The organism is Lentzea kentuckyensis, assembly GCF_002150765.1.
Taxonomy (GTDB): domain Bacteria; phylum Actinomycetota; class Actinomycetes; order Mycobacteriales; family Pseudonocardiaceae; genus Lentzea; species Lentzea kentuckyensis.
Genome location: NZ_MUYM01000134.1, coordinates 1 through 21743 on the forward strand (window position 1 = coordinate 1; position 21743 = coordinate 21743).

The 21743-nt window shown below is 69.0% G+C and carries 22 protein-coding genes; 6 read left to right on the top strand and 16 right to left on the bottom strand.

Annotation, left to right across the window (positions count from 1 at the left end):
* Positions 1 to 396: 396 nt before the first annotated feature.
* Positions 397 to 1857, bottom strand: a complete 1461-nt coding sequence (locus tag B0F77_RS41610) for an NF041680 family putative transposase (RefSeq protein WP_086668576.1) — start codon at positions 1855 to 1857, stop codon at positions 397 to 399.
* A 120-nt stretch (positions 1858 to 1977) separates the two neighbouring features.
* Entirely contained in the window at positions 1978 to 2361 is a 384-nt protein-coding gene (locus B0F77_RS41615) for a helix-turn-helix domain-containing protein (protein WP_086668577.1), read from the bottom strand.
* Positions 2362 to 2403: 42 nt separating this feature from the next.
* On the opposite strand from B0F77_RS41615, the gene B0F77_RS41620 reads away from it, so the two are divergent.
* The gene (locus B0F77_RS41620) at positions 2404 to 3213 is read left to right on the top strand and encodes a class I SAM-dependent methyltransferase (RefSeq protein ID WP_086668578.1); all 810 of its coding nucleotides are present in this window, start codon (positions 2404 to 2406) and stop codon (positions 3211 to 3213) included.
* On the opposite strand, the gene hsaB is transcribed toward B0F77_RS41620, so the two are convergent.
* From hsaB to B0F77_RS41660, 8 genes are read right to left on the bottom strand one after another with little or no spacing between them, the layout of a single operon-like run.
* Complete coding sequence (hsaB, locus tag B0F77_RS41625; RefSeq protein ID WP_086668579.1) at positions 3199 to 3762, bottom strand: 3-hydroxy-9,10-secoandrosta-1,3,5(10)-triene-9,17-dione monooxygenase reductase subunit; 564 nt, start codon at positions 3760 to 3762, stop codon at positions 3199 to 3201. The two genes, B0F77_RS41620 and hsaB, sit on opposite strands and share 15 nt — an antisense overlap.
* The gene (hsaC, locus tag B0F77_RS41630) at positions 3762 to 4664 is read right to left on the bottom strand and encodes an iron-dependent extradiol dioxygenase HsaC (protein WP_086668580.1); all 903 of its coding nucleotides are present in this window, start codon (positions 4662 to 4664) and stop codon (positions 3762 to 3764) included. The genes hsaB and hsaC overlap by 1 nt, the downstream gene beginning before the upstream one ends.
* Complete coding sequence (hsaD, locus tag B0F77_RS41635) at positions 4664 to 5473, bottom strand: 4,5:9,10-diseco-3-hydroxy-5,9,17-trioxoandrosta-1(10),2-diene-4-oate hydrolase (protein ID WP_086668581.1); 810 nt, start codon at positions 5471 to 5473, stop codon at positions 4664 to 4666. Before hsaD ends, hsaC begins: the two co-directional genes overlap by 1 nt.
* Positions 5474 to 5483: 10 nt before the next feature.
* Positions 5484 to 6650 carry a 3-hydroxy-9,10-secoandrosta-1,3,5(10)-triene-9,17-dione monooxygenase oxygenase subunit gene (gene hsaA, locus B0F77_RS41640; RefSeq protein WP_086668582.1) on the bottom strand — a complete coding sequence of 389 codons (1167 nt, stop codon included), beginning with the start codon at positions 6648 to 6650 and terminating at the stop codon, positions 5484 to 5486.
* Positions 6647 to 7657 (bottom strand): 4-hydroxy-2-oxovalerate aldolase, encoded by a 1011-nt coding sequence (gene dmpG / locus B0F77_RS41645; RefSeq protein ID WP_086668583.1) that lies wholly within the window; start codon positions 7655 to 7657, stop codon positions 6647 to 6649. Before dmpG ends, hsaA begins: the two co-directional genes overlap by 4 nt.
* Positions 7623 to 8501, bottom strand: a complete 879-nt coding sequence (locus B0F77_RS41650) for an acetaldehyde dehydrogenase (acetylating) (RefSeq protein ID WP_086668584.1) — start codon at positions 8499 to 8501, stop codon at positions 7623 to 7625. Before B0F77_RS41650 ends, dmpG begins: the two co-directional genes overlap by 35 nt.
* Before the next feature lie 10 nt (positions 8502 to 8511).
* Positions 8512 to 9282 (bottom strand): fumarylacetoacetate hydrolase family protein, encoded by a 771-nt coding sequence (locus B0F77_RS41655; RefSeq protein WP_086668585.1) that lies wholly within the window; start codon positions 9280 to 9282, stop codon positions 8512 to 8514.
* The gene (locus B0F77_RS41660) at positions 9276 to 10733 is read right to left on the bottom strand and encodes an FAD-binding protein (RefSeq protein WP_086668586.1); all 1458 of its coding nucleotides are present in this window, start codon (positions 10731 to 10733) and stop codon (positions 9276 to 9278) included. The genes B0F77_RS41655 and B0F77_RS41660 overlap by 7 nt, the downstream gene beginning before the upstream one ends.
* Positions 10734 to 10864: 131 nt before the next feature.
* On the opposite strand from B0F77_RS41660, the gene B0F77_RS41665 reads away from it, so the two are divergent.
* The 5 genes from B0F77_RS41665 to B0F77_RS41685 are packed head-to-tail and all read left to right on the top strand — an operon-like array spanning position 10865 to position 15627.
* Entirely contained in the window at positions 10865 to 12436 is a 1572-nt protein-coding gene (locus B0F77_RS41665) for an FAD-dependent oxidoreductase (protein ID WP_086668587.1), read from the top strand.
* On the top strand, positions 12433 to 13575 hold the full coding sequence (locus B0F77_RS41670; RefSeq protein ID WP_086668588.1) for a 3-ketosteroid-9-alpha-monooxygenase, oxygenase component: 1143 nt from the start codon (positions 12433 to 12435) through the stop codon (positions 13573 to 13575). The genes B0F77_RS41665 and B0F77_RS41670 overlap by 4 nt, the downstream gene beginning before the upstream one ends.
* Positions 13572 to 13811 (top strand): hypothetical protein, encoded by a 240-nt coding sequence (locus B0F77_RS41675; protein ID WP_425435806.1) that lies wholly within the window; start codon positions 13572 to 13574, stop codon positions 13809 to 13811. The genes B0F77_RS41670 and B0F77_RS41675 overlap by 4 nt, the downstream gene beginning before the upstream one ends.
* Complete coding sequence (locus B0F77_RS41680) at positions 13804 to 14772, top strand: ferredoxin--NADP reductase (protein WP_086668589.1); 969 nt, start codon at positions 13804 to 13806, stop codon at positions 14770 to 14772. Before B0F77_RS41675 ends, B0F77_RS41680 begins: the two co-directional genes overlap by 8 nt.
* A gap of 12 nt (positions 14773 to 14784) precedes the next feature.
* On the top strand, positions 14785 to 15627 hold the full coding sequence (locus B0F77_RS41685; RefSeq protein ID WP_086668590.1) for a MaoC/PaaZ C-terminal domain-containing protein: 843 nt from the start codon (positions 14785 to 14787) through the stop codon (positions 15625 to 15627).
* Here B0F77_RS41685 and B0F77_RS41690 read toward each other — a convergent pair.
* From B0F77_RS41690 to B0F77_RS41715, 6 genes are all read right to left on the bottom strand, one after another.
* Positions 15599 to 17053: an arabinofuranosidase catalytic domain-containing protein gene (locus B0F77_RS41690; protein WP_086668591.1), complete on the bottom strand. Its 1455-nt coding sequence runs from the start codon at positions 17051 to 17053 to the stop codon at positions 15599 to 15601. The two genes, B0F77_RS41685 and B0F77_RS41690, sit on opposite strands and share 29 nt — an antisense overlap.
* Before the next feature lie 136 nt (positions 17054 to 17189).
* Positions 17190 to 18350, bottom strand: a complete 1161-nt coding sequence (locus B0F77_RS41695) for a lipid-transfer protein (RefSeq protein ID WP_086668592.1) — start codon at positions 18348 to 18350, stop codon at positions 17190 to 17192.
* Positions 18347 to 18730 (bottom strand): MaoC family dehydratase, encoded by a 384-nt coding sequence (locus B0F77_RS41700; protein ID WP_086668593.1) that lies wholly within the window; start codon positions 18728 to 18730, stop codon positions 18347 to 18349. Before B0F77_RS41700 ends, B0F77_RS41695 begins: the two co-directional genes overlap by 4 nt.
* On the bottom strand, positions 18717 to 19604 hold the full coding sequence (locus B0F77_RS41705; protein WP_086668618.1) for a bifunctional MaoC family dehydratase N-terminal/OB-fold nucleic acid binding domain-containing protein: 888 nt from the start codon (positions 19602 to 19604) through the stop codon (positions 18717 to 18719). Before B0F77_RS41705 ends, B0F77_RS41700 begins: the two co-directional genes overlap by 14 nt.
* Positions 19604 to 20731, bottom strand: a complete 1128-nt coding sequence (locus tag B0F77_RS41710; RefSeq protein ID WP_086668594.1) for an acyl-CoA dehydrogenase family protein — start codon at positions 20729 to 20731, stop codon at positions 19604 to 19606. Before B0F77_RS41710 ends, B0F77_RS41705 begins: the two co-directional genes overlap by 1 nt.
* The gene (locus tag B0F77_RS41715; RefSeq protein WP_086668595.1) at positions 20721 to 21683 is read right to left on the bottom strand and encodes an acyl-CoA dehydrogenase family protein; all 963 of its coding nucleotides are present in this window, start codon (positions 21681 to 21683) and stop codon (positions 20721 to 20723) included. Before B0F77_RS41715 ends, B0F77_RS41710 begins: the two co-directional genes overlap by 11 nt.
* Positions 21684 to 21743: the final 60 nt, after the last annotated feature.

Consider the following 21743-nt stretch of genomic DNA (forward strand, 5'->3'; position numbering starts at 1 on the left):
CGAAAGCGATACGAAGCACTCACACGCGAGCGCGCTGGATTCAGCGGTGTCGGTGGAGCAGCGAGTGGTGCAGGCCGAACAGCAGCGCCTTGGGCTCTAATAGTGCTTTGTCGGGTCCGGAGGGACGGACTTCCGCGACAGCGGGCACAGGCGACCCCGGTGGTCGCGCTCTCACGATGCTGCACCTGTAAGTTGGTTGTAGTTACGAGCCGATGTAATCGATTGCAGATCACCTCAACTACCACCAACTGCGCTGGTAGTGGCCATGGGAGCGCGTTCTTCAAGATCGAATCGTGGCGCAAGGCCCGCTGCCTGGAGCCGAGGTTGGGCCATGCGCGCACCGACACACGTCTGCGCAGGTCCAGGCAACCCGACAAAGCACTACTAGCTTGAGTTTTAACCTGTCTGGTCCGGGTGTGGGTGGCAGGGCTCGGTTGTGTTGTGGTGCTTGTGTTTGCGTCTGTCTGCGCTGGTGTCGATGTAGACGTTGTGGCGTGGTGCTGGGTGTTTGTTGGGCGTGCCCGCGGGGCGGCCGGGTCCGGGGCGGGAGGGTTTCGGTGCGCCGGCCGGACGGGCGGTGTGCGTGCGCAGGTTCCGAAACCCGCGGCGGACGCGTGCCGGGGAAAGCCGTCGCGGGTCCGTCACGGGTTTTTCCCAGCGGCGGCGCAGATCGTGTGCGAGGTGGCGGGCCAGGCGTAGCTGGGTGTAGGCGGCGATCAGCAGCCAGGTCCAGCGGTCGGCTGCCTCGGGGCAGCGGAGCTTCGGTGTGGTCCAGCCGAGAGTGTGTTTGAGCATGCGGAAGGTGTGCTCGATGTCGAACCGGCGCAGGAACGCCTGCCAGCACACGTCGACCATGGCCGGGTCGAGGCCGATGCGGGAGTGCCAGAGCCACACGGGTTTCGGTTGTGCTCCGGAGGGAAGCCGGTCGATCTGCAGGCGGATCACGGTGCCCTCGATGATCGGCAGGTCACCGGTGTGGTCGACCCAGGCGGTGCGGTGGGTCAGCCGGGGATGCAGCCGGTCCCATGCCCGGACATACGCGGTGCCGTAGAGCCGGGTCGGGGTGTGGGTGGTGAGGTCGGGCTCGTCCCAGGTCGCGGGGTCGGCGAAGGCGAAGTCGGCGCCGTGGCGGCGGGGCCGGCCGGTCGTGCCGGGCGGGCGCGGCGGTGGCCGGCGGCGCAGGGTCCTGCGGGTGCTCATGCGCACCAGGACCGCGATCGGCAGGCCGGCCAGCACGTGCGCGAGGCGCGGGCCGTCGTAGCCGGCGTCGGCGACCAGCAGGATGTCCGGATCGCCCGGCCGCCAGTGCCCGGCGGTGACGAGCCGGTCGACCACCTCGCGCACCTGCCGGGCGGTGACGGTGGCCGCGTCGTCACCGGGCTTGAGCCGGATCACGTCCAGCGGCGCGGTCCAGGAGCTGCGTCCCGCCTCCAGCGCGACCAGTACCGAATAGGGCCAGCCCGGCACCATGATGTGCTGGTTCTTGCCCCGCCCGTAGGTGTGGCACAGGATCCGCTGCGCGCTGGTGTGCGCCTCGGGCCGCAGCCAGCTGGTGATGTCCACCGCCAGTACCAGCCGGCCGTCGGCGGCGCGCGGTAACCGCGTACCGGCGAGGGCGGTGCGCAGCCGGTCGATCTCGACACGGCCGCGTGCCAGCGCGGCGTAGCCGCTGCCATGCCCGCGACGATGCTCGCCGGTCAACGACAGTTCCGCGATCGACCGCACCGGCCCGTCCGCGCACAGCACCGCGTCGCACAGTTCGAACAACGCGTCCGCCCGCCGCGGCAGGCACCGGTAGAACTCCCGCCGGAACCAGGACAGGTCCCCGCCCGCACGGGTCTCACCGGCATCCTGCACACTGATCAACTGAAGCCCTTGGCAGCGATCTTCTTCCCTAGACAAGAAGAATGATCAACCAAGGGCTTCACCCATGATCAACCAGGGCGCCGACCAGCCACTCACAGGTTAAAACTCAAGCTAGACCTGGCCCAGCACCCGGCGGAACGACGGGCACTCCAGGTGCGACGGTGCCGGGCAGGCCGCCGCATGACGCAGATCGTCACGCATCGACGTGAGCTTGCGGATGGTCGCGTCCAGCTCGTCCGCCTTGGCCGCCAGCATCGCGCGGTTCGGGCTCGGGCGGCCGTCCGGGGCGAACATCAGCAAGATCTCCTCCAGCGAGAACCCGGCCGAGCGGCAGACCGCGATCAACGCCAGCTGCTCCAGCACGGACGTGGTGAACACCCGCGCCAGGCCTCGGCGGCGCACGCAGGTGATCAGGCCGCGTTCCTCGTAGTAGCGCAGTGTGGACGCTGGCACGCCGGAGCGCCGCACCACCTCGCCGATTCCGATCTCGTCCACGACACTTGACCTCAAGCCGACTTGAAGTAGGACGGTAGAAGCATGACATCAGAGGTGAACAGCGCCCAGGCCGAGTGGTGGAACGACGCGGGCAAGGGCTGGGCGCAGGTAGAGGACATCGTGGACCTGGTGCTTCGCCCGTTCCAGGACCTGCTCGTCGAAGTCGCCGGGGCACGGCCACGCACCAGGGTTCTCGACATCGGGTGCGGTACCGGCGCGGTGACGCGGGCGATCGCGGAGGCACTCGGGGTGCCCTGCGTCGGCGTCGACATCTCCGAGTCGATGCTGGCCGCGGCACGCGAGCACGGGAAGGCGGAGTTCATCCGGGCCGACGCGCAGGTCCACCGGTTCGACGAGAGCTTCGACCTGATCGTCTCGCGGTTCGGGGTCATGTTCTTCGACGACCCGGTCGCCGCCTTCCGCAACCTGCTGGGCGCCACCACACCCGGCGGTGAACTGTGCTTCATCACGTGGCGAACCCCGGACGAGAACCCGTTCATGACCACCGCCGCACGCGCCGCCGCGTCGGTACTGCCGGACGCACCGGCACCGGATCCCGACGCGCCGGGGCCGTTCGCCCTCGCCGACGCCGCCAAGACCCGGAAGATCCTCGACCAGGCCGGGTGGAGCGGGATCGACATCAGCCCGGTGGACCGGATCTGCACGATGCCCGAGACCTTGCTGGAGCCGTACCTCAGCAACCTCGGCCCGATCTCGCGTGCCCTCAAGGAAGCCGAGGATCCGGCCGAGATCCTGGCACGGGTCCGGGGCTCGTTCGACGAGTTCGTGCACGGCGACGAGGTGCGCGTTCCAGGCGCGTGCTGGCAGATCACGGCCTCAAATCCATTCTGACTGGCGTTGCCACGTCATGAGGTTGTCCAGCACTTCGCCAGACCAGCCGCGCGTGTCGAGTTCGGCGTGTGAGGCGTAACGGCCGCGGTAGAACAGCAGCGGCTGTGCCTCGCGCGTCGGGCCGAGTTCGACGACCGACCCGACGACCACGTGGTGGTCGCCGGCGTCGTGCACCACCGAAACCCGGCAGTCCACCCACGTCAGTGCCCCGTCGAGCACCGGAGCGCCGGTGCTCGACGGGGTCCAGGACACGCCGGCGAACTTGTCCGCGCCGGCCTTCCCGAACACCGTCGACACCTCGCGCTGGTCCTCCGCCAGCACGTTCACGCAGAACGCGCCGGACGACGCCATCGCCGCCCAGCTGCGCGAAGTCCGTTGTGGACAGAACAGCACCAGCGGCGGATCCAGGGACAGGGCCGCGAACGACTGGCAGGCGAACCCGACCGGCCCGTCCGCGGACATGCCGGTCACCACGGTCACCCCGGTGCAGAAGTGACCGAGAACGGCCCGGTAGCGGGCTAGCTCCGACTGCGTTGCTTCTGACTGCATTACTTCTGGTGGCCAACGCTGAAGTCGTGTCCCCACAGGCTCACCGCCGTGCTCTCGCGTGCGATCCAGTCCTCATCGGACACCTGCCGTCCCTCGCAGCCGAACTCGACGTCGAACCCGCCGGGTGTCTTCATGTAGAACGACAGCATCAGGTCGTTGACGTGCCGGCCCAGAGTCGCCGACATCGGCACCTTCCTGCGCATCGCCCGGTCCAGCGTCAGCCCCACGTCGTCGGTGTTCTCGACTTCGACCATGAGGTGCACGATCCCGCTCGGCGTCGGCATCGGCAGGAACGCCAGGCTGTGGTGGCGCGGGTTGCAGCCGAAGAACCGCAACCACGCGGGCGGCCCGTCAGCAGGCCTTCCCACGAACTGCGGGGGCAGCCGCATCGAGTCGCGCAACCGGAACCCCAGCACGTCGCGGTAGAAGTGCAGCGCGGCCTCATCGTCCGAAGTGGACAGCACGACGTGCCCGAGGCCCTGCTCCTCGGTCACGAACCGGTGCCCGTAGGGCGACACGACCCGCCGGTGCTCCAAAGCCGCGCCGTGGAAGACCTCCAGGGTGTTGCCGGACGGGTCCTCGAACCTGATCAGTCCGTTCACCCGCCGCTCGGCCAGATCCTCCGGCGACCCCTCGACATAGGAAACCCCGGCCGACGCCAGCCGCTTCGCCACTTCCTCCAGCTCGGCCTCGGTCGCGGCCTCCCACCCGGAAGCCTGCAACCGGTCCTGCTCACCGGGCACGATCACCAACCGTGCCGGGAAGTCGTCCATCCGCAGGTACAACGCACCAGGAGTCGACCCCTTGCCCTCGACCATGCCGAGGACCTTCAACCCGAACTCGCGCCACCGATCCATGTCGGTGGCCTCGATCCGGAGATATCCCAGCGAACGGATCCCCATCACGCCTCCGTCAAGAAATCGGTCGCGAGCCGGTTGAACTCGTCGAACTTCTCCAGCTGAGCCCAGTGCCCGCACCCGCCGAACACGTGCAGCTGCGCGCGCGGGATGAGCTTCAACGCCAGCAAGGCGCCGTCGAGCGGGTTCACCCGGTCCTCCCGGCCCCACACCAGCAACACGCGCTGCCGCAACCGATACGCCTCGCGCCAGAGCATGCCCTGCTCGAAGTCGGGCCCGGCGAACGACTTGCCCAGCGCGGCCATGGCGCGCAACGACTCCGGCTTCGACGCCGCCTCGAACCGTTCGTCGATCAGCTCGTCGGTGACCAGCGACTGGTCGAACACCATGATCCGCAGGAACTCCTCGATCTTCTCCCGCGTCGGCGTGCGGGCGAACGCGCTGAGCTTGCGCACGCCCTCCGTCGGATCCGGGGAGAACACGTTGAGGGACAACCCGCCCGGCCCCATCAGCACGAGCCTGCCCGCTCGTTTGCCGTGGTCCAGCGCGAACCGGACCGCGGTGCCGCCTCCGAGCGAGTTGCCCAGGATGTGCGCCTGCTCGACGCCCAGGTCGTCGAGCAGGTCCTTCAAAGCCCTTGCCGCGAACGTGAAGTACTGGTCGTGCTCCGCGGGCTTGTCCGACTGCCCGTAGCCGGGCAGGTCGACGGCCAGCACGCGGAACGACTTCGCGAACACCGGGATGTTGCGGCCGAAGTTGCTCAGCGACGAGGCACCTGGCCCGCCGCCGTGCAACAGGACCAGCGTCTCCGAGTGGTCCGTGCCCGCTTCGTGGTAGTGCAACCGAACCTTCACAGCACTCCCCTCAGAACAGCCCGTCGCGGACCTGGATGCCGAGCTCTCCCTTGCCGTACAGGACGAGCACGCGCTCCGGGTCGTTGGCCGCGTGCACCCGTGCACCGTGCGCGTCCCGCCAGAACCGGGGCAGCGGCCCGCCGGCGTTGATCGCCTTGCCGCCCGCGCTCTCGAAGAGCCGGTCGATCGCGGAGATCGCCCGCGCGCTACCGAGCACCTGGTCGCGCCGGGCCCGCAGGCGCAGCTCGATCGGGATCTTCGTGCCGGCGACGGCGTGTTCCCACTCGTCGTTGATGTTCTTCTCGAGCTGCCACCAGGCGGTGTCGATGTCGTTGGCCGCCGTGGCGATCCGCACCTGCGCGAACGGGTCCTCGACGGACTTCTCGCCCAGGTAGGCGGCCCGGACGCGCTCGCGGGTAGCACCCACGTGCACGTCGTACGCGCCGTACGCCATGCCGATCATCGGCGCGGTGATCGCGAACGGGTGGATCGACCCGTACGGCATGCGGAACAACGGTCCGGGGTTGACGTCCTGGCCAGGGCAGATGCATCGGGCCGTGTGCAGCATGCTCAACGTGCGGTGCTCCGGCACGAACGCGTCGGAGACCACGATGTCGTTGCTGCCGGTGCCGCGCAGCCCGACCGTGTCCCAGACGTCGTTGATCGTGTAGTCCGCGATCGGCAGCAGGAACGTGCGGAAGTCGACGGGCTTGCCCTCGTCGTTCATGACCAGGCCGCCGAGCAGCACCCACGTGGCGTGGTCGCAGCCCGACGAGAAGCTCCACTTGCCGCTGAACCGGAAGCCGCCCTCGACCGGCGTCGCCCTGCCGACCGGCGCGTACGACGACGAGATCCGGGTGTCCTGGTCCTCGCCGAACACCTCGTCCTGCGCCTGGACGTCGAACAGCCCGACGTGCCACGGGTGCACGCCCAGCACGGACGCGACCCAGCCCGTCGACCCGCACGCGCTCGCGATCAGCTTGACCGCCTCGTAGAACGCGAGCGGGTGCGACTCGAACCCGCCGTACCGGACGGGCTGGAGCATCCGGAAGAACCCGGTCTCCTGCAACGCCTTCACCGACTCCGGTGGCACCTTGCGCAGCTCTTCCGCCTCCGCCGCGCGGTCGCGCAGAGCAGGCAGCAGCTCCCGCACCTTGCCGAGGATTTCCTCGCTCATCCGACGTTCTCCCTGCTCAGCTCCAGTGCGATGTCGATCAGCTGGTCTTCCTGCCCGCCCACGAGCCGGCGTTCTCCCGCGCGGATGAGGATCTGCGCGCCGGACACGCCATAGCGTTGAGCCTGCGTGTACGCGTGTTTGAGGAAGCTGGAGTAGACCCCCGCGTACCCCATCATCAGCGCCATCCGGTCGAGCAGGCACTCCTCTGGCATGACGGGCCGGACGACGTCCTCGGCCGCGTCCACGATCTTGAAGAAGTCGACGCCGGTCTCGAACCCCAGCTTGTCGCACACGCCGACGAACGCCTCCAGCGGCGTGTTCCCCGCGCCCGCCCCGAATCCGCGCACGCTGCCGTCGATCTGCCTGGCGCCCGCCCTCGCGGCGGCCACCGAGTTCGCCACGCTGAGCCCGAGGTTCTCGTGCCCGTGGAAGCCGACCTGCGCGTCCTCACCGAGTTCGGCGACCAGCGCCGACACCCGATCGGAAACCTGTTCCAGCACCAGGGCTCCGGCCGAGTCGACCACGTACACGCACTGACAGCCCGCGTCCGCCATGATGCGGGCTTGACGAGCCAGCGCCTCCGGCGGTTGCGAGTGGGCCATCATCAGGAACCCGACGGTCTCCAGTCCGCGCTCACGAGCGAGCTGGAAGTGCTGGACGGACACGTCCGCTTCGGTGCAGTGCGTGGCGATCCGGACGATCGAGGCGCCGTTGTCCTGCGACACCAGGATGTCGTCCTTCACGCCGACACCGGGCAGCATCAGCACGGCGATCTTCGCCTGGGTCGCGGTCTCCGCCGCGACCTTGATCAGGTCCTGCTCGGGCGTGAGGCTGAAGCCGTAGTTGAACGACGAGCCGCCGAGCCCGTCGCCGTGCGTCACCTCGATCACCGGCACCCCGGCGCCGTCCAGTGCCGCCACGATCGAGCGCACGTCCTCGACGGTGAACTGGTGGCGCTTGTGGTGCGAGCCGTCACGCAGTGACGTGTCGGTCAGCCGCAGCTGCATTGGCGATCTCCTCCCCCACCTTGGTCGCGGCGGCGGTCATGATGTCGAGGTTCCCGGCGTACGCGGGCAGGAAGTCACCGGCACCGGCGACCTCCACGAAGATCGACACGCGACCGGCGTCGAACTGCGGTTCGCTCAGCAACCGGAAACCCGGTACGTACGAACGGATGTCGGTCTCCATCCTGGCGATCGAGTCCGTGATCAGATCCGGGTCGGCGTCCTCCGGGATCGCGCAGAAGATCGTGTCGCGCATGATCATCGGCGGGTCCGCCGGGTTCAGGACGATGATCGCCTTGCCGCGTTCCGCTCCCCCGATGGCCTCGATGCCGTGGCTGGTGGTGCGGGTGAACTCGTCGATGTTGGCCCGCGTGCCGGGTCCGGCCGACACCGACGCCACGCTCGCGACGATCTCCGCGTACGACACCGGTACGACCCGGGACACCGCGTACACCATGGGAATCGTGGCCTGGCCACCACACGTGATCAGGTTCAGGTTGGGCGCGTCCCGATGCTCGCCCAGGTTCACCGGCGGCACGACGTACGGCCCGACCGCCGCCGGCGTCAGGTCGATCGCCCGGATCCCGGCCTCGGCGTAGCGCGGCGCGTTCGCCCGGTGCACCGCCGCGGACGTCGCCTCGAACACGACGTCCGGCAGCTCGTCCTGACGCAGCAACCACTCCGCGCCGTCGACCGAGACCTCCAGGCCCAGCGACGCCGCGCGCTTGAGACCCTCGCTGGCCGGGTCGATGCCCACCATCCAGCGAGGCTCCAGCACGTCGGAGCGCAGGAGCTTGTAGAGCAGGTCGGTGCCGATGTTGCCGGAGCCGACGATGGCCGCCTTCACTCAGTCACCCCTATTCGAACTTCAGGTCGACAGAACCAAGTCCAGCGAACTCGGCGTGGAACTCGTCTCCCGGCCGCGCGTCGATCGCCCGCGTGCACGATCCGGGCAGCACGATGTCGCCGGCCAGCAACCGGACACCGAACGAGGCGACCTTCTGCGCGAGCCACGCCACCGCGATCGCCGGATCGCCCAGCACCGCGTCACCACGTCCCTCGGCGACCACTTCACCGTTGCGGCGCAGTGTTGCCGCCACCGCGCCGATGTCCAGTTCGGACGGACGAACGCGCTCGGAGCCCAGCATGAACCCGGCCGACGACGCGTTGTCCGCGATGGTGTCCTGCAGCCCGATCCGCCAGTTCTCGATCCGGCTGTCGATCAGTTCGATGGCCGGCGCGACGAACTCGGTGGCGGCCAGCACGTCCTCGACCGTGCAGCCCTCGCCGGGCAGGTCGCGAGCCAGCAGGAAGGCGATCTCCACCTCGACCCGCGGGTACAGGTACGCCGACGCGTCGGCGGTGCCCGCGAGCTGCATGTCGTCGAGCAGGTGGCCGTAGTCCGGTTCGTCGACGCCCATCATCTGCTGCATCGCCAGCGACGACAGCCCGACCTTGTGGCCGATCACGTCCCGGTTGCGGTGACGGACGTTGAGCAGCTGGATCTCGTACGCGTCCACCACGTCGATCTCGGGATACAGCTCGACCAGCGGCTTGATCGGCACGCGGTCGCGTTCCGCCACGCGCAGCAACTCGGCCGCCGCCTCCCGCTTCTGGATCGTCAGCACTTGGCCTCCTTCGCGACGTGTTCCCCAGCGCGGCGGCCCGAGAAGACGCAGTCGGCGAGCGCGAGCCCGCTGACGTAGGACTCCGAGCACACCCCGACGGCCGACCGGCCCGCCGCGTACAGGCCGGGAACTCCCTGCACCTGACCGGTTTCCTCGTCGACGACGAGTCCGCCGAGCGTCAGCATCGGGCACGGGTAACCGAACCCCGCGCGCACCGACACGTTGATCAACGAATAGGGCGGCTTCCCGAACGCCTCGGGCGTGCCGATTCCTGCTTTCGAAGCCACTTCCTCGATCGTGGGCGCCGTGACCAGTCCGTGTCCCAGCAGGTGCCGGACCTGCCAGCGCTGGAACGGCGCCGTCTGCGTCCCGACCTGGGCCCGCGCCACCGCCAGGATGTCGTCGTCGATCAGCAGCCACGCCCTGCCGCCGCGCGCGACGATCTCGCTGCCGATGGCCGCGCCGTACCGCGTCGCGTCGCCGAACCGCCGGCCCTCGCTGTCGACCAGCACCCCGCGCTGCAACGCACTGGGCGGCGTGATGAACCGCCACACCGAGATCCTGTCCATCCGCGCGGTCTTCCCACCAGCGGCGATGCCGAGCCGGATGCCGCCGCCGTCGTCACCGGGGGTGCCCAGCGCGAGCCCGCCCCGGTACGCCGGAGCGTTCTCGTGCGCCCACGCCCGATCGGCGATGAACCCACCGGCGGAGATGATCACGCCCTGCCGCGCGGTCACGGTCACCGTGCGGGCGAACCGTTCCAGCCAGGCCGCGAGCCCGAAAAGCCTCCTGCCCAGTGGCGGGTAGTAGAGCCACGGCTTGGCGCCCGCCTTCGACAGCATCCCGTGCAGGACCTTCGGCAGGCCGGACAGCGCGCGGCACCGAACGCCTGTGACCCGGCCGTCCGTCGTGACCAGCTCCACCGCACGGGTCTGCGGCATGATCCGCACGCCCGCCCGCCGGGCCGCTTCCGCCAGCCGGGTGAAGAAAACGCCGCCCGAGGTGCCTTTCGCCCTGGTCCGGTGCCCGCGCGGGGCCGGGTTCGGCCAGGCGTCCTCGCTGCCGGACTGGTACAGGTAGTAGTCGTCGGTCGGATACGAGGTCTTGAACGGGCTCAGGGCCGAGGAAAACGGCACGCCCTGGTCCTCCAGCCAGGCCAGCATCTTCGCGCTGTCCTCGCAGAACCGGCGCAGCGTCGCCTCGGACACCGCGTCCCGGACCTCGTGTCGCAGGTACTCGACCATCGCGTCGACCGAGTCGGCGACACCGGCCTCGACCTGCTGCCGCGTCCCCCCGCCCGCGTAGACGACGCCGCCGGACAACGCGGTCGCGCCACCCCCGGCGAACCGGTCCAGGACCACCACGGACGCACCGGCGGCAGCGGCCTCGATGGCGGCGCACGCACCAGCGGCACCGAAACCGATGACGACCACGTCCGCGGAGACGTCCACGCTTAACCACCGTGCCCAATCACTATGGGAAACGTGTTCTCGGTGAGTCGACTTGCCTGGAACTCCTACACCATAGCGCCAAAGCGCCTCAGAACTATAACCTGTTCTAGTCCGACTTCCGGGGAGGTGCGATGTACGACGTGATCGTCGTCGGCAGCGGTGCGGCAGGCATGACAGCCGCGCTCTGCACCGCTCAACACGGCCTGCGCACCCTCGTCGTCGAGAAGGCCGAGCACTTCGGCGGCTCGACCGCGCGGTCGGGCGGCGGCATCTGGGTGCCGAACAACGCCGTGCTCGCCGCCAACGGCGTGACCGACTCACCAGAGCAGGCGAGCGCCTACCTGGAGCACATCGCCGGGGAGGTGCCCGCCGAGCTCCGTGAGGCGTTTCTCGACGCCGGACCCGCGATGCTCGCGTTCGTCGTCGCGCACACACCGCTGAAGTTCCGCTGGGTCCGCGACTACGCCGACTACTACCCAGAGGCACCCGGCGGCCAGCCGCGGGGCCGATCGGTCGAGCCCTTGCCGTTGAACACGAAACTCCTCGGCGACGACCTCAAGGACCTCGAACCGCCGTACGTGCCGACACCGGCGGGCATCGTGATCACCCAGACCGACTACCGGTGGCTCACGCTGATCGGACGGCATCCGCGCGGCCTGGTCACCGGCGCCAAGGTGTTCGCCCGCCGGTTCCTGCCGGGCAGGCGGCTGACCATGGGCCAAGCACTGGCGGCCGGTCTGCGGGCCGGCCTCAAGGCGCTGAACGTCGAGATCCGGCTCAACACCGCGATGACCGACCTGCACTACGAGAACGGCCGGGTCGCCGGCATCCTCATCGGCGACCGGCTGATCACCGCGAAGCACGTCGTCCTGGCCGCGGGCGGGTTCGAGCACAACGAGCGGATGCGCAAACAGCACCAGGACATCGGTACGGAGTGGACAGTGGGCGCGAAGGCCAACACCGGTGACGGCATCGAGGCAGGCATGCGCGCGGGTGCGGCCGTCGGGCTGATGGACGACGCCTGGTGGGGCCCCTCGGTCCCGTTGCCGCGCGGCCCGTTCTTCCTGCTCGCCGAACGCTCACTGCCCGGCTGCGTGCTGGTCGACAAGATCGGGCGCCGGTTCGTCAACGAGGCGGCGCCCTACATCGACGTGGTCAACGCGATGACCGGCGACACCTGGCTCGTCTTCGACCAGACCTACCGCGGCCGCTACCCGTTCTGCGGCATCCCGCCACGCCGTCCGCTCCCCCGGCGCTGGAAGGAATCCGTCCTCACCGCGCCGAGCCTCGAAGAACTCGCCCAGGAAGCCGACCTGCCCGAACTCGTCGAGACCGTCCGGCGGTTCAACACGCTGGCCGTGGACGGTTCGGACGCCGACTTCCACCGCGGCGAGAGCGCGTACGACCGCTACTACGGCGACCCGCGCAACGAACCGAACCCCAACCTGGCGCCGCTGACCACCGGCCCGTTCTACGCGGTCAGGATCGTGCCCGGCGACCTCGGCACCAAGGGCGGCCTGCGCACCGACACCCGCGCGCGGGTGCTGCGCGAGGACGGTTCGGTGATCGAAGGCCTGTACGCGGCGGGCAACACCAGCGCGTCCGTGATGGGTCACACCTACGCGGGCGCGGGCGCCACCCTCGGACCGGCCATGACGTTCGGTTATCTCGCCGGCCTCGACATCTCTGGAGGAGAGTCATGACGCAGGACGCCGTACGCAACATCGACACCGGCGCGCCTCCAGCGCGGTTCGCGCGCGGCTGGCACTGCCTCGGACTGGCCAGCAGCTTCCGCGACGGCAAACCCCACGCCGTGGAGGCGTTCGGCACCAAGCTCGTGGTGTTCGCGAGCGAGGACGGCAAGATCAACGTGCTCGACGGGTACTGCCGGCACATGGGCGGCGACCTCACCCAGGGCACGATCAAGGGCAACAACATCGCCTGCCCGTTCCACGACTGGCGCTGGGCGGGCAACGGCCGGTGCGTCGACATCCCTTACGCCAAGCGGGTTCCGTTGCGGGCGCGCACCCGGTCGTGGATCACCCTCGAAGAGAACAAGCAGCTCTTCGTGTGGAACGACCCGCAGGGCAACCCGCCGCCAGAGCACGTGACGATCCCGCGCATCGAGTCCGCGTTCAGCGACGAGTGGAGCAACTGGACCTGGGACTCGGTGGTGATCGAGGGCGCGAACTGCCGCGAGATCATCGACAACGTCGTCGACATGGCCCACTTCTTCTACATCCACTTCGCGTTCCCGACCTACTTCAAGAACGTGATGGAGGGCCACGTCGCCTCGCAGTACCTGACCACGCGGGGACGGCCGGACGTCGCGATGGGCTCGAACTACACGGGTGACGTGGAGGTCCGGTCCGAGGCCGCGTACTACGGGCCGTCGTACATGATCGACTACCTGTGGAACGACTACAAGGGCATCGAGATCGAGACCGTGCTGATCAACTGCCACTACCCGATCACGCCGAACTCGTTCCGGCTGCAGTGGGGCGCGATCGTGAAGAAGCTGCCCGGTGTCGACGACGTGCACGCCGACAAGATCGCGGCCAAGTTCGCCCGCGGCATCGGCGTCGGGTTCCTGCAGGACGTGGAGATCTGGCAGAACAAGACGCGGATCGACAACCCGCTGCTGTGCGAGGAGGACGGGCCGGTCTACCAGCTGCGGCGCTGGTACGAGCAGTTCTACGTGGACGTGGAGGACGTCAGCGACGACATGGTGCGGCGCTTCGAGTTCGAGGTCGACACGAGCCGCGCGGTCGAGGTGTGGGAGAAGGAGGTCGCCGAGAACCTGGCCAGGAGGGAACCGGCACCTCAGGAGTCGGCGACGTGAACGAGCGCGAGGAGTTCCTCGTCGGCGGCATGGAACCGGTGCGCTGCGACTGCGGTAATCGGGTGCTGGTGAAGAAGAACAGCCCGCAGCACACGAGCGTGCAGTGGCTGTCCGACACCAGCTCCTGTCCGGAACTGTGCGGGGCGCGGCTCGCGTTGGTGCCGACGTGCCTGCGCCTGCGCGACAGCATCGAGAAGGCCGTGCGCGAGGGAACGCTGGAGGTCGCCGATGGCTGAGGTGCACCGGCTGCGGGTCGACGCCGTGATCGAGGAGACCGCCGACGCGCGCTCGTTCGTGTTGTCCGGCGCCGCGTTCTCGCCGCGACCCGGCCAGTTCCTCACCGTGCGGGCGGGCGAGGTGGCGCGCTGCTACTCCCTGTCCAGCGCGCCGGGTGAGCCGTTGAAGATCACGGTCAAGCGCACGCCGGACGGGTACGGCTCGGCGTGGATGTGCTCTTCGGTGTCTGCCGGTATGGAGCTGGACGTGCTGGCACCGGCCGGGGTGTTCACGCCTTCGTCGTTGGACGGCTCGTTGCTCGCGTTCGCCGCCGGCAGCGGGATCACGCCGGTGATGTCGATCATCAGGGCGGTGCTGACCCAGGGCTCCGGGCGGGTGTTCCTGGTGTACGCCAACCGGGACGAGAGCTCGGTGATCTTCGCCCGCGAGTTGGACGAGCTGTCGCGTTCCTACCCGGATCGGCTGACTGTCGTGCACTGGCTGGAGTCGGTGCAGGGGTTGCCGCACGTGAGCGCGCTGCGGGCGTTCGTCCGGACCTGTGACGAGGCGTTCGTGTGCGGGCCGGGGCCGTTCATGGAGGCGGCGCGCAAGGCGTTGCACGATGTTCCGGTCGTGCACATCGAGAAGTTCGTGTCGTTGTCGAGCGATCCGTTCTCCGAGGTCGTGCCGGTGGCGGACGACCGGCCGGACGCGGTGGTCGAGGTGTCGCTGGACGGCTCGCAGCACCGGTTTCCCTGGCCGGCCCGGCAGAAGCTGCTCGACCTGTTGCTGGAGAAGGGACTCGACGCACCGTACTCGTGCCGCGAGGGTGCGTGCAGCGCGTGCGCGTGCCGGCTGGTCGAGGGCGAGGTCAAGATGCTCAACAACGACGTGCTCGACTCCGAGGACATCGCCGAGGGCATCGTGCTGGCGTGCCAGTCGGTTCCGGTCACCGACACGGTGAAGATCACCTACGAGTGAGGGGCGCTTTTCATGCCGATCGACCCTGCCGTTGCGATCGGGGCGGAACTGCCCGAGATCAAGTTCTCCTGGACGCAGTCGGACGTGCTGCTCTACCACCTGGCTTTGGGCGCCACCGAACTTCGTTACGTCTACGAAGAAGGACTGCGGGTGCTGCCGACGTTCGGCGTGGTCGCGCCCCGGTTCCACGAGACCGCGCCGCCCGCCGTGTCGTTCCCCGGCGTCGACATCGACCTGGCACGGGTGCTGCACGGCACGCAGGAGATCACCGTGCACACGGCTCTGCCGACCGAGGGCGAGGCGGTGCTGCGGACGCGCATCGCGGACGTGTGGGACAAGGGCAAGGCCGCGGTCATCGTGCAGGAGTCCACGGCGCTGGCTCCGGACGGGACCGCCCTCTACACGACCAGGTCCAGCATCTTCGCGCGCGGGGAGGGCGGTTTCGGCGGCGAGCGCGGCCCGTCGGGCAAGGTCGAGGTGCCTGCCAGGGAACCGGATGCCGTCATCGAGACCGCGACGCTGCCGCAGCAGGCCTACCTGTATCGGCTTTGCGGCGACCGGAACCCGTTGCACGCCGACCCGGAGTTCGCGCGGCGGGCAGGTTTCGACGCGCCGATCCTGCACGGGCTGTGCACGTACGGGGTGGTGTGCAGGGCGGTGATCGACGCGCTGCTCGACGGGCCGGAGCAGGTGCTGTCGTTCGGGGCGAAGTTCGCGGGTGTGGTCTTCCCCGGCGAGACGCTGACGACGCGGGTGTGGCGGGACGGTCCGCGGCTCGTGCTGACGACCTCGGCCGGGGACCGTCCCGTACTCGCTGACGCCGTGCTCAGCCTCGCAGAGTCCACTGTTGGTTAGCGCCGCCGTGGCACGACCAGAGGATGAGTTTCGTGCCGTTGGCCGTACCACCGGCGTTGGCGTCCAGGCACAGACCTGACTGCACGCCGGAGATGGAGCCGTTCGAGTTGACGTTCCACTGCTGGTTCGCACCGCCGTGACAGTCCCAGATGATCACCTGGGTGCCGTTCGTGGTGCCCTGACCGTTGGCGTCCAGGCACTTGTTGCCGTAGACCTGCAGCTTCTTGTCCGCCGCGTAGGTCCAGCGCTGCCGGTCGGCGCTCTGGCAGTCGGCCAGCTGCGCCTGGGTGCCGTTGGTGTTGGCCGGCGCGTCGACGCACCGGTTGGACTGGCCACCGACGATCTGCACGCCCGGCTGTGGATTGCCGCCTCCCGGCGGGGCGTAGCCGGCCGCGGCGATGTTGGCCTGCACGGCGTCCTCGGTGGCGTTCGTCGGGTAGCCGGAGGTGAGCACGCCCTCGAAGAACGTGCCGGCGCCGGTGACGCTGTTGTCACCGCCGATGCCGAGGAGGATCGCGCCCTGCTTCTTCATCGGGTGGTAGCCCTTGGGGCGCGGACCGTCGAACATGGTCGACAGGCCGCCCGACTGCGCGTTGCCGCCGCGGATGGCCCAGTGGTTCGACTCGCCCTTGACGACCGCCGTCACGAAGCGGTGGTTGATGGTCGGATTCTTGTTGTAACCGGCGTTCACACCGGAGAACAGGCCCCACTCCAGATCGCCCATGACCCACGGACCGGGGCCGTCGCCGTAGCCCCACTGCTTGCTGGATCCGAAGTAGACGGTCTCCATGATGGCTGGGCTGTCGGCGGTGTTGGTCGTCTGCGCGTTGCCGTAGTCGAAGCAGCACCACTGGTTGTAGTGCTGGCCGTCGACGACGGCGTAAATGCCTTCCGGCTGGTCACCGGTCGCGACACCGTTCGTCCTGTTGTTGCGGTAGCCGGTGCCCGGCGAGATGTAGACGCCGTAGGCCTTCTGGCCGCCGACGGTGACCGGTGCGGCCTTCGCGTCGGCGAGCTTGTCCCATCCGCCGGGCTCGGGACCCTTCCAGGTGCCGGGAGGCGCCTGGGTGAGGTGGTTACCCCGGCCGGACTGGTCGTAGATGACGCTGATGAGGCAGGTCGCGGTGGCGCAGAACGCGTCCTGGGCGGCGCTGTCGGCCACCCCGCCCGCGCTGAGCACACCGACGTCCCGCGTGGTGTTGTCGGTGGACCTTCTGACCTGGTAGAGCGGGCCGTTGTAGTTGCCGTACAACGCCCTCGTGGTGCTGTGCGCGGCCACGCAGGGTGTCCCGCCTGTGGCGTAGATGTCGCACGGACCGGATGCCGCAGCGCGTGCGCTCGGCTCCTCGGACAGAGCGATGGCGGGGACAGCGAGCGCGAGTGACGCCGCGACAACGATGCTGAGACGGGCTGATCGACCTCTCATGCCTGCCGATGCCTTCCGTGGGAGGCCCCGGGTCGAACCGGTCCGTCAAAACCCAGGACAAGGCTGAATACCGTCAACTGCACAACGTCCCGCAATTGACGGTGTTCAGCAAGGCAGGCGTGTCGAACGACGACGCCTATGGTCGAACCGGTTCGACGGACTGGGCCAGGACCAGGCCGCTGGTCGGAACGCCGGTGCCGGCGGTGACCAGGACGTGCTCGACGTTCGCCACCTGGTTCACCGCCGTGCCGCGCACCTGACGCACGCCCTCGGCGATGCCGTTCATCCCGTGCAGGTAGGCCTCGCCGAGCTGGCCCCCGTGCGGGTTGAGCGGCAGCGCGCCGTCCAGCTCGAGAGCGCCCGACGCCACGAAGTCGCGCGCCTCACCCTTGCCGCAGAAGCCCAGTTCCTCCAGTTGCACCAGCACGAACGGCGTGAAGTGGTCGTAGAGCACGGCGACGTCCACATCGGACGGACCGATGCCGGACTTCGCCCACAACCCCCGTGCCACCACGCCCATCTCGGGCAGGCCGGTCAGGTCGTCGCGGTAGTAGCTGGTCATCGTGAACTGGTCGGCACCGCTGCCCTGGGTGGCGGCCTTGATGTACGCGGGCTTGTTCGGCAGGTCCCGTGCCCGTTCCGCCGAGGTGACCACGATGGCCACGCCGCCGTCGCTTTCCTGGCAGCAGTCCAGCAGCCGCAGCGGTTCGGCGATCCACCGGGACGCCTGGTGGTCCTCCAGGGTGATCGGCCTGTTGTGGAACCACGCGTGCGGGTTCGTGGCGGCGTGCTTGCGGTCGATCACCGCGATGCGGCCGAAGTCTTCCGAGGTCGCGCCGTACTCGTGCATGTACCGGCGGGCGAACATGGCGACCATCGCGCCCGGCGTGCCCAGGCCCATCGGGTACGACCAGCTGTTGTCGATGTTCACGGCGGCCGCGGTCTGCACCTGGCCGAACCGGTGGCCCGACCGTTCGTTGAACGCCCGGTAACACACGACGACCCGAGCCGCGCCGGTCTCGATCGCCATCGCGGCCTGCTGGACGGTCGCGCACGCCGCCCCGCCGCCGTAGTGGACGCGGCTGAAGAACGTGAGCTCCGGGATGCCGAGCTCACGGGCCACCGCGATCTCGGCGTTGGTGTCCATGGTGAAGCTGACCAGACCATCCACATCGGACGGTTCCAGGCCGGCGTCCGCCAGCGCCGCCCGCACGGCCTCGGCGGCCAGCTGGAGTTCGCTGCGGCCGGAGTCCTTCGAGAAGTCGGTCGCGCCGATCCCGACGATCGCGGCGGTCATGCCGGCACCTCGATCTTCACGGTGCCGGTGACGTGGTCGCCGTGCGCGGTCCGGCCGACGACCTCGATGGTGAGGTCCTGTTCTTCGCGTCCGATCACCTGGCCGAAGAACTTCAGCGTGTCGTAGGCGAAGCAGGGTGCGCCGAGCCGGATGTTCACCTGACGCACCAACGCTTCCGGGCCCGCCCAGTCCGTGACGTACCGCTGCACCAGGCCGGTCGTGGTGAGGATGTTGATGAAGATGTCCTTCGAGCCGCGCTGGATCGCGAGGTCGCGGTCGTGGTGGACGTCCTGGAAGTCGCGCGTGGCCAGCGCGGTGCTGATCACGAACGTCGGCGTGGCCTCGACGTGCCACTCCGGCAGGGAATCACCGATCCGCACGGGGCCTCCAGCTCGGCATCGTCAGTTCGTCGTCGATCTTGGTGAACACGACCTCGACCGGGAGTCCGATGCTCGGTTCGCCGTCCAGTTCGCCGAGCATCCGCACGCCCTCGTCCAGTTCGATCAGGGCGATCACGAACGGGGTCTGCTTGCCCGGCACCTGCGGGTGGTGGTGCACGACGTAGCTGTAGACCACGCCGCGGCCGTCCGAGACGAGGTACTTCGGCTTGGTGGCACCGCATTCCGGGCACATCGGGCCCGGTGGGTGTCTGAGCAGCCCGCAGCCGCCGCAGCGCTGGATCCGCAGCTCGCCTTCCCCGCACCCCTCCCAGAAGTACGCGGTGTCGCGGTTGATCGACGGCCGGATCGCCTGCGCTTTCGGGGTTTCCCGCCGCGGTTCGGACTTCTGGGCGGCGGGCTTGAACTTCAGCACCCGGAACCGCATCTCGGCCACGGCCTCGTCTCCGACCCACCAGGTGCTGCGAGTCGTCACGAACCAGCCTTCGCCCAGCCCCGTTCTCTTCGGGCCGGTGACGTCCTCCAGGCTCGTCGTCACCGAGAGGTGCTCGCCGACCTTGAGGTAGCGGTGGTAGGTCTGGTCGCTGTTGGTGGCGACCACGGACGTGTACCCGGCCTCGTCGAGGATCTTCATCATCGCGCCGAGCGGGTCGTCGAGGGCGCGCTGGCCGTGCAGCCCTGCCATCGTCCACACCTGGACCATCGCGGGCGGTGCGACCTCGGTGTAGCCGGGGTGCTGGTCGCCGATGGCCTCCAGCCAGTTGTTGATCATCGGCAGGTTGACCGGGTCGCGCGCCAGCCGTGGCGCCGACTCGCCCTGCTCGGCGATGCGCGCGGCCTCTTTCTCGATGTCGATCATCGCACCACCCGTGGCAGGCCGAGTCCGATGTTGGCGATCAGCTCACGCTGGATCTCGTTCACTCCCCCGCCGAAGGTCAGCACGAGGTTGCGCCGCGCCTGCACGTCCAGCCACCGCACCAGGTCCGCGTCGGCGCCGTGGCGTCCGACCAGTTCTTCGAGCAGCCGGCCGATGCGCTGGGTCCGGTCCGCGGCGAACACCTTGGTGGCGCTGGCGTCCGCGACCTCCACCTCACCGCCGGCGACCTGCCAGTTGAGCAGCTCGTTCACCCGGTGCACGGCTCGTGCTTCGGCGAAGACCCGTCGGACATCCGGTTCGTCGAGGAGCTGACGGTCCGCGGCCCAGCTGTGAACCCGTTCGATCAGCGCGCCGAGCCGGCCGGACGGGCCGAGCATCACGCGTTCGTGGTTGAGCTGGGTGGTGATCAGCCGCCAGCCCTTGTTCTCCTCGCCGACGCGTCGGTTTTCGGGCACCCGCACGTCGTTGTAGTAGGTGGCGTTGACGTGGTGCGCGCCGTCGCAGGTGATGATCGGCGTCCACGAGTAGCCGGGGTCCTTGGTGTCGACGATGAGGATCGTGATGCCCTTGTGCCGCGAGTCCGGTGCTCCGGTGCGACAGGCCAGCCACACGTGGTCCGCGTCGTGCCCGCCCGTCGTGAACGTCTTCTGCCCGTTGACGACGTAGTGATCGTCGGTGCGAACCGCCTTGGTGCGCAACGCGGCGAGGTCGGTGCCCGCGTCCGGCTCGGTGTAGCCGATGGCGAAGTGGATGTCGCCCTTGAGGATCCGCGGCAGGAAGAAGTCCTTCTGCTCCTGCGTGCCGAACGCCTGCAGCGTCGGCCCGACCGTCTGCAGCGTCACGTACGGCAGCGGGACGTCCGCGCGGGCGGCCTCGTTGACGAAGATCTGCTGCTCGATCGGCCCGAAACCCTTGCCGCCGTACTCCTTCGGCCACCCGACACCGAGCCTGCCGTCGCTGCCGAGCCTTCTGACGAGCTCGCGGTAGGTGTGACCGTGCCGTTCGGTGAGCATCGCCTCGCGTTCCCCGGCGGACATGAGGTTCGCGAAGTACTCGCGCAGCTCGTCCCGCAGCGCGACCTGCTCGGCGGTGAGGTCAATGAACATCGATGGCTCCCAAGCGGTGCTCCACTCCGCCGACGAACCGCGTCAGCTCCTTGGCCATGCCGTAGTACCGGTGCATCGGGTAGGTGATGTCGAGGCCGAGGCCGCCGTGCAGGTGGTGACAGGTGTGCACGGCCGGCATGGCTTCGGCCGCGAGCCAGTAGGCGGCGGTGTCCAGGTCGTTGTCGTCGAGGCTCCAGCAGGCGGTCAGGGCTGCCAGGTGGAGGGTGCGGGCGGCGATGTAGACGTCCGCGACCTGGCTCGCCGCCGCCTGGAAGGTCGAGATGGGTTTGCCGAACTGGTGGCGGGTGCCGACGTGCTTGACGGTCAGGTCGAGGGCGCCGGCCAGCACGCCGTCCGCGACCGCGCAGGCCCCGGCCAGCGCGAACCGGCGCAGGTCGGCGGCCGCGCCGGTCAGCTCGTCGCCACGGGCGCGGTCGAAGCGCACGGTTCCGTCCGATGTGGACACACCTGGTTGCGCGGGATCGACGACGAAGACGCCGGCGTCGGTGCTGACGAGGATTCGCCGGGCCTCGGTGGCGTACGGCACGTTGATCTTCACGCCGGTGATGCCGTCCGGGCCCGCTGTCGTGGCCGGCGAGGCCGGTAGCGGATGGGACGGTTCGCTCAGCGCGGCGGTCAGCACACCATGCTGTTCCGTCACCAGCGGCAGGAGCTCGTCCTGTTGCTCCGGGGTGCCGTGCCTGGCGATCGGCAGCACGCCCAGTGCGAGTGTGGCCAGCGCCGGAACGTCCGCCGCTCTCCGGCCGACCTCGGTGAGCAGCACGGCCGTCTCCAGCACGCCGAGCCCGTCGCCACCGAGCCGTTCCGGAACGGCCAGGGACAGCAGTCCCGCCTCCCCCAACGCCTTCCAGGGGGTGTCGCTCTCCCTGCCCAGCACGTCGGCCGCCAGCGCGGCGATCTCCTGCTGGGTCTCGTCGAGCTTGAAGTCCATCAAGGCTCCTCAATATTTGCGGCGATCTCCTGCTGGGTCTCGTCGAGCTTGAAGTCCATC